This is a genomic window from Streptomyces viridosporus, from assembly GCF_002078235.1.
Taxonomy (GTDB): Bacteria; Actinomycetota; Actinomycetes; order Streptomycetales; family Streptomycetaceae; genus Streptomyces; species Streptomyces viridosporus.
Genome location: NZ_MSGP01000154.1, coordinates 1 through 6,607 on the forward strand (window position 1 = coordinate 1; position 6,607 = coordinate 6,607).

At 71.7% G+C, this 6,607-nt stretch carries 3 protein-coding genes; all 3 read right to left on the minus strand.

Features of this window, described 5'->3' with window-relative positions; genetic code table 11:
- Positions 1 to 93: 93 nt before the first annotated feature.
- Positions 94 to 5,025, minus strand: a complete 4,932-nt coding sequence (locus tag B7L92_RS11955) for an NAD-glutamate dehydrogenase (protein WP_081237410.1) — start codon at positions 5,023 to 5,025, stop codon at positions 94 to 96.
- Positions 5,026 to 5,514: 489 nt separating this feature from the next.
- Positions 5,515 to 6,180: an HAD family hydrolase gene (locus B7L92_RS11960; protein WP_081237411.1), complete on the minus strand. Its 666-nt coding sequence runs from the start codon at positions 6,178 to 6,180 to the stop codon at positions 5,515 to 5,517.
- A gap of 78 nt (positions 6,181 to 6,258) precedes the next feature.
- Positions 6,259 to 6,607 (minus strand): DUF6912 family protein (locus tag B7L92_RS11965; RefSeq protein WP_081237412.1); only part of this gene is annotated, 349 nt, incomplete at its 5' end.

Genomic DNA, 6,607 nt, shown 5'->3' on the forward strand with positions numbered 1-6,607 from the left:
ACGCGGGGGCGCCCCGGGCCGGTCCGGCCCGGGGCGCCCCCGCGTCGTGTTCGTCGGCGTACGGCCCCGCCCGCGCGGGCGGGGCCGTCCGGCCTAGGAGTGGCTGCGCAGCAGCGTCCGCATCGTCCGCATCGCCACCGACAGGTTGGCGAGGTCGAAGGAGTCGGAACCGTGGATCTCGTCCAGCGTGGCGCGGGCCCGGCCGAGCAGCGCCGCGTTCCTCTGCTCCCAGAGCTGGAAGCGCTGCTCCGGGGTCGCGGAGCCGTTGCCCACCGCCAGGACCTCCGCGGTCACCGCCGCGTGCGCCGCGTACAGGTCCTCGCGGATCGCCGCGCGGGCCATGGACTGCCAGCGGTCGGCGCGGGGCAGCTCGATGATGCGGTCCATCAGCTGGGTGATGCTCAGCCGGTCGGCGAGGTCGTAGTAGACCTCGGCGACGTCCAGCGGGTCCTTGCCCATCCGGTCGGCCACCGACACGATGTCGAGCGTCGGGAAGGCGGAGGAGAACCCGGCGACCCGGGTGGCCAGCTCGTCGGGGACGCCGGCGCCGGACAGCTCGTCGTGGATCTTCTGGTACCAGTCCAGGTCCGCGCCGCGCAGCAGCTTCGGCAGCTGCGCCCAGACCTGCTCGACGCGCTCGGCGAAGAACTCCACCGTCTCCGCCAGCTCCAGCGGCTGCGGCCGGTTGTTGAGCAGCCAGCGCGTGCCGCGCTCCACCAGCCGGCGCGAGTGCAGCCGGATCCGGGTCTGGGTCTCCGCGTCGACCTTGTTGTCGAGGGCCTCGACCCCGTCCCACACCACCGCGGAGCGGAAGATCGCGCGGGCCGCGGTCTGCGCCCGGACGATCTCCTCCAGCGACGCGCCGGTCTCCTCGCGCATCCGGTGCAGATACGTCGTACCGCCCGTGTTGACCGTGTCGTTGACCAGCACGGTCGTGGTGATCTCGCGGCGCAGCGGGTGGCTGTCGATGTGCTCCTGGAACCGCTCGCGCAGCGCGCTCGGGAAGTAGGCGTACAGCAGCCCCTTCAGGTAGGGGTCGTCGGGCAGCGAGGTGTGCAGCAGTTCCTCGGCGACCGTGATCTTCGTGTACGCCAGCAGGACGGCCGTCTCCGGGCCGGTCAGGCCCTGGCCGGCGGCGAGCCGCTCGCGGATCTGGCGGTCGGTGGGCAGGAACTCCAGGGCCCGGTCGAGCAGGCCCTCGCGCACCAGGTGCTTCAGGAAGCGCTGCTGGGCGTGGAGCATGTCCCTGGACTGGGCCAGGGCGTTGGCGATGGCGGTGTTCTGCGCGTAGTTGGTGCGCAGCACCATGCGGCCGACCTCGTCGGTCATCTCGGCGAGCAGCTTGTTGCGCTGCTTGACGGTCATGTCGCCGTCCGTGACCAGGCCGTTGAGCAGGATCTTGATGTTCACCTCGTGGTCGGAGGTGTCCACGCCCGCGCTGTTGTCGATGGCGTCGGTGTTGATCCGGCCGCCGTGCAACGCGAACTCGATCCGGCCGAGCTGGGTGAAGCCCAGGTTGCCGCCCTCGCCGACGACGGCGGCCCGCAGGTCCTTGCCGTCGACCCGGATGGGGTCGTTGCCCTTGTCGCCGACGTCGGCGTTGGACTCGGTGGACGCCTTGACGTACGTACCGATGCCGCCGTTCCACAGCAGGTCCACCGGCGCCTTCAGGACCGCCTGCATCAGCTCGACCGGGGTCATCTTGGTGACGCCGGGCTCGATGCCGAGGACCTCGCGGATCTGGGAGTTGAGCGGGATGGACTTGGCGGTGCGCGGGAACACGCCGCCGCCCGCCGACAGCAGCTCGGTGTCGTAGTCGGCCCAGGAGCTGCGGGGCAGCTCGAACAGGCGGCGGCGCTCGGCGTAGGAGGCGGCCGCGTCCGGGTTCGGGTCGATGAAGATGTGCCGGTGGTCGAAGGCGGCGACCAGGCGGATGTGCTCGCTGAGCAGCATGCCGTTGCCGAACACGTCACCGGACATGTCGCCGATGCCGACGACGGTGAAGTCCTGGGTCTGGGTGTCCACGCCCAGCTCCCGGAAGTGCCGCTTGACGGACTCCCAGGCGCCGCGGGCGGTGATGCCCATGCCCTTGTGGTCGTATCCGGCGGAGCCGCCGGAGGCGAAGGCGTCGCCGAGCCAGAAGTCGTAGGACGCGGCGACCTCGTTGGCGATGTCCGAGAACTTCGCGGTGCCCTTGTCGGCGGCGACGACGAGGTAGGTGTCGTCCTCGTCGTGCCGGACGACGTCCACCGGGGGCACGACCTCGCCGGCCACCATGTTGTCGGTGACGTCGAGCAGCGCCGAGATGAACGTCCGGTAGCAGGCGACGCCCTCGGCCAGCCAGGCGTCGCGGTCGACGCTCGGGTCGGGCAGGTGCTTGGCGACGAAGCCGCCCTTGGCGCCCACCGGCACGATGACGGTGTTCTTCACCATCTGCGCCTTGACCAGGCCGAGGATCTCGGTGCGGAAGTCCTCCCGGCGGTCCGACCAGCGCAGGCCGCCGCGGGCGACCTTGCCGAAGCGCAGGTGCACGCCCTCCACGCGCGGCGAGTACACCCAGATCTCGAACGCCGGGCGCGGCGCCGGGAGGTCGGGGATGGCCTGCGGGTCGAACTTCATGGAGACGTAGTCGTGCGGCGTGCCGTCGCCCGTCTTCTGGAAGAAGTTGGTGCGCAGCGTCGCCTTGATGACGGTGAGGAAGGCGCGCAGGATGCGGTCCTCGTCGAGCGAGGCCACCTGGTCGAGGGCGGCGTCGAGCTCCTCGAGCAGGGCGTCCACCAGTTCGTGTCCGGCGCGCTGGCGCTCCGGCGACATCCGGGCCTCGAACAGGGAGACGAGCAGCCGGGTGGTGTGGACGTTGTTGCGGAGGGTGTCCTCCATGTAGTCCTGGCTGAAGGTGGAGCCCGCCTGACGCAGGTACTTGGCGTACGCCCGCAGCACCACGGCCTCGCGCCAGGTCAGTCCGGCGCTCAGCACGAGGGCGTTGAAGCCGTCGTTCTCCGCCTTGCCGGTCCAGGTCGCGGCGAAGGCGTCCTGGAACCGCTCGCGCGCGTCGTCGCCGAGGTGGTCGGCGGCGGCGCCGGTCAGCTTGGGCATGCGCAGGCCGAAGTCGTAGATCCAGGCCACGCTGCGGTCGGCGCACCGCAGTTCGTACGGCCGCTCGTCGACGACCTCGACGCCGAGCCGCTGGAGCACCGGCAGCACCGCGGAGAGGGAGATCGCCTCGCCCTTGCGGTAGATCTTGAAGCGGCGCTCCTCGGGGCCCGCGCCCACCGGCTCGTACAGGCTGAGCTCGAAGTTCCGCTCGTCGTCGAGCTGCTCGATGCGGGCGAGGTCGGCGACCGCACCGCGCGGGGAGTGGTCGGCCTTGTAGCCCTCGGTGAAGGCGCCCGCGTAGCGGCGCAGCAGCTCGGCGGCGCGCTCCTCGCCGAACTCGGCGTTCAGCGCCTCGGCGAAGCCGTCGGCCCAGGAGCGGGCGGCCTCGACGAGCCGGGCCTCGATGCGCTCCTTGTCGGCGTCGGAGAGCTGCGGCAGCTCGGTGCCCTGCGGGACCCGGACCACGAAGTGCAGCCGGGAGAGGACGGACTCGGTGTTCCAGGCGGTGAAGTCGACGCTGGTGCCGCCGAGCTCCTCCTTGAGGATGTCGATGATCCGCAGCCGGACACCGGTGGTGTAGCGGTCGCGGGGCAGGTAGACGAGGGCGGAGTAGTAGCGCCCGTATTCGTCCTGGCGCAGGTAGAGCCGCAGCCGGCGGCGCTCCTGGAGGTAGAGGACGGAGGTGGCGATGGCCTGGAGCTCGTCGACCGGGGTCTGGAAGAGCTCGTCGCGCGGGTAGGTCTCCAGGATCTGGAGCAGGTCGCGCCCGTCGTGGCTGTTCGGCGAGAACCCGGCGCGCTCCAGCACCTCCTCGACCTTGCGCCGGATCACCGGCACCCGGCGGACGGACTCGGTGTAGGCGGCGGACGAGAACAATCCGAGGAAGCGCCGCTCGCCGACGACGTTGCCGTCCGCGTCGAACTTCTTGACGCCGATGTAGTCCAGGTACGACGGCCGGTGCACGGTGGCCCGGCTGTTCGCCTTGGTCAGCACCAGCAGCTTGTGCTCGCGCGCCTTGGCGCGGGCGTCGGCGGGCAGCCGCTCGAAGGACGGGCTGACCGGGTGTCCCTCGGCGGAGGCGTGGTGCGGGTCGGAGCGCAGGATGCCGAGGCCGGTGCCGGGAATGGCGCCCAGCGAGTCGTCCTCGCGCAGCTCGTACTCGCGGTAGCCGAGGAAGGTGAAGTGGTCGTCGGCCAGCCAGTGCAGCAGCTCGCGGGCCTCCTCGACCTGCTGCTGGGGCAGGTCGCCGGGGACGGGCTCGTCGGACAGGCCCTCCGCCAGCCGGGTCGCCGCCCGGCGCATCTTGCCCCAGTCCTCGACGGCCTCACGGACGTCGGACAGGACGCGCAGCAGGTCGGCGGTGATCTGCTTGAGGTCACCGCGGTCGGTCTCGCGGTCGATCTCGACGTGGATCCAGGACTCGACGTGCGCGTCGTGCGGGAGGTCGTCGCCGGGCGGGGTGGGGAGCACCTCGATCAGCTTGCCGGTGACGTCCCGGCGGACCACGAACTGCGGGTGGATCACCACGTGGATGCCGCGGCCCTGGCGGGTCAGCTCGTTGGTGACGGAGTCGACCAGGAAGGGCATGTCGTCGGTGACCACCTCGACGACGGAGTGGCTGCAGGTCCAGCCGTTCTCCTCGACGGTCGGGGTGTGGACCCGGACGCTGGCCGTGCCCTGCGGGCGGTTCTCGGCCAGCCGGTGGTGCGAGACAGCGGCCCCGAAGACGTCGACCGGGTCGCGGTCGGTGAGGTCCTCCGGTGCGGTGTGCAGGTAGAAGCGCTGGAGGAACGCGAGCACGGATTCCCGGTCGGGAGCCCCCCCGTCCGCGGTCCCGGTCGGTAGTTTCCCCCCGGCCGGGCTGTTCTCAGCTACCCGGGCGGCCCTCTCGAGCAGCTCGGCCTTGGCTTCGTCCAGCTTGGTCTGCATGATCCTCTGGCTCCTGTCGCGCGCCGTTGCGTGACGTAGAAGGAAGTACGGTCTCCGACCCTGTGGTGCGGTGATACGACACGGGGTGTCCAGTCTGTGTCGACGCTATGCCGCAAGGTGAGACGAGCGGGGGCCGTTCGGCCGATCCCGAGGTGTCCGACGGGTGTGACGCTGCTCTCCGCGCCCTCCGTCCCCGGGGGACGCACCGCGTCCCGGGGGCCCGTCGGGTCCCGTCCCGCCCGTGAGGACCAGCGGCCGCCGCCCGGTCACGGTTGTCGTCCGTGCTCTCCGGGCGCACAGCGGAGACGTCCATGTCCCCGCGAGGTATCGCGCTGATCACGGCACCAAGGCTATCGCTCCTCGCCGGGGGCCCGTCATGAGCCGTATGTGTACAAAACCATGGGGCGAAGTTTGACGTTCTGCACAGTGCACATTCGGTGACGACCGGGCAGGAGGGCACCCGGCGGACCCGGGGGATCACCGGAACCCTCACGCCGCGAGGCGTTCCGCCTCCGCCACGGCCTCGGCCAGGGTGTCCACCACCGGCACGCCCACCGCCTCCAGGCCAGCCCGGCCGTGGGAGCCGCCGGTGTAGAGGACCGCCTGCGCCCCGGCGTACCGTGCGGCCAGCGCGTCGTCGACCGCGTCGCCGATCACCACCGTGCGCGCCGGATCCACACCGGTCAGCGCGCCGAGGTGGCGCACCATGTGCTCCGCCTTGCTGCCCCCGGACGGCCCGGTCCGCCCGTCGACCCGCAGGAAGTGCGACTCGATGCCGAAGTCCCGGACCAGCGGCACCAGGTCCTCGTGCCCGTACATGCTGAGGAGCGACTGGCTGCGTCCCGCCGACGACCACCCCGACAGCAGCTCCACCACGCCCTCGGCCAGCCCGCACCGCACCCGGTGCTCCGTGTAGTGCCGGTGGAAGGTCGCGTCCATCAGCTCCCACTCGGCCCCGCTCGGCAGCCGCCCCATCAGCCGCTCGTAGAACTTCGGCACCGGCACGCAGTACAGCTCCCGGTACCGCTCCAGCGTAATCGGCTCCAGCCCCAGCTCGGCGAAGGCCGCGTTGGTCGCCCCGATGACCGCGTCGACATCGTGGAACAGCGTCCCGTTCCAGTCCCAGACGATGTGCGCGTCCCTCTGCATCCCCATGCCCAAGAACGTACCCGCCGGCGCCGACATCCAGGAGGACGGCAGGTCGGCGCCCCGGCCGGACCGTCCGGGCGGCGCTCAGTCCGCCGGGGCCACCAGGTCGGGGATCTCCTGCGTGGCGTACCACAGCAGCTCGTGGTCCTCCGCGCCGTCCACCGTGAACCGCGCGTCGTCGTCCCCGGCGTCCGCCGCGGGCAGCGCCCGGGCGGCGGCCGCCACGTCCGCCTCCGCGTCCACCGCGTCCAGGTGCACCGCGGCCGCCTCGGACAGCGGCACGGGCCCGGCGACCCGCACCTCCCCGAGCGCGGCCGGGTCGAGCCCCCGGTCGGGGTCGACCGTGGCCGCCCGGTCGGGTACGTCGACGGCGACCACCACCCGGCGCCGGGGCGCGTCGGCGTCCGCCGCCAGCAGCCGCAGGGAGGCCAGC

What these genes read in the sequence shown, in the direction of transcription:
- B7L92_RS11955 (WP_081237410.1), bottom strand. Translation starts at nt 5,025, where the DNA reads ATGCAGACCAAGCTGGACGAAGCCAAGGCCGAGCTGCTCGAGAGGGCC.
- B7L92_RS11960 (WP_081237411.1), bottom strand. Translation starts at nt 6,180, where the DNA reads ATGGGGATGCAGAGGGACGCGCACATCGTCTGGGACTGGAACGGGACG.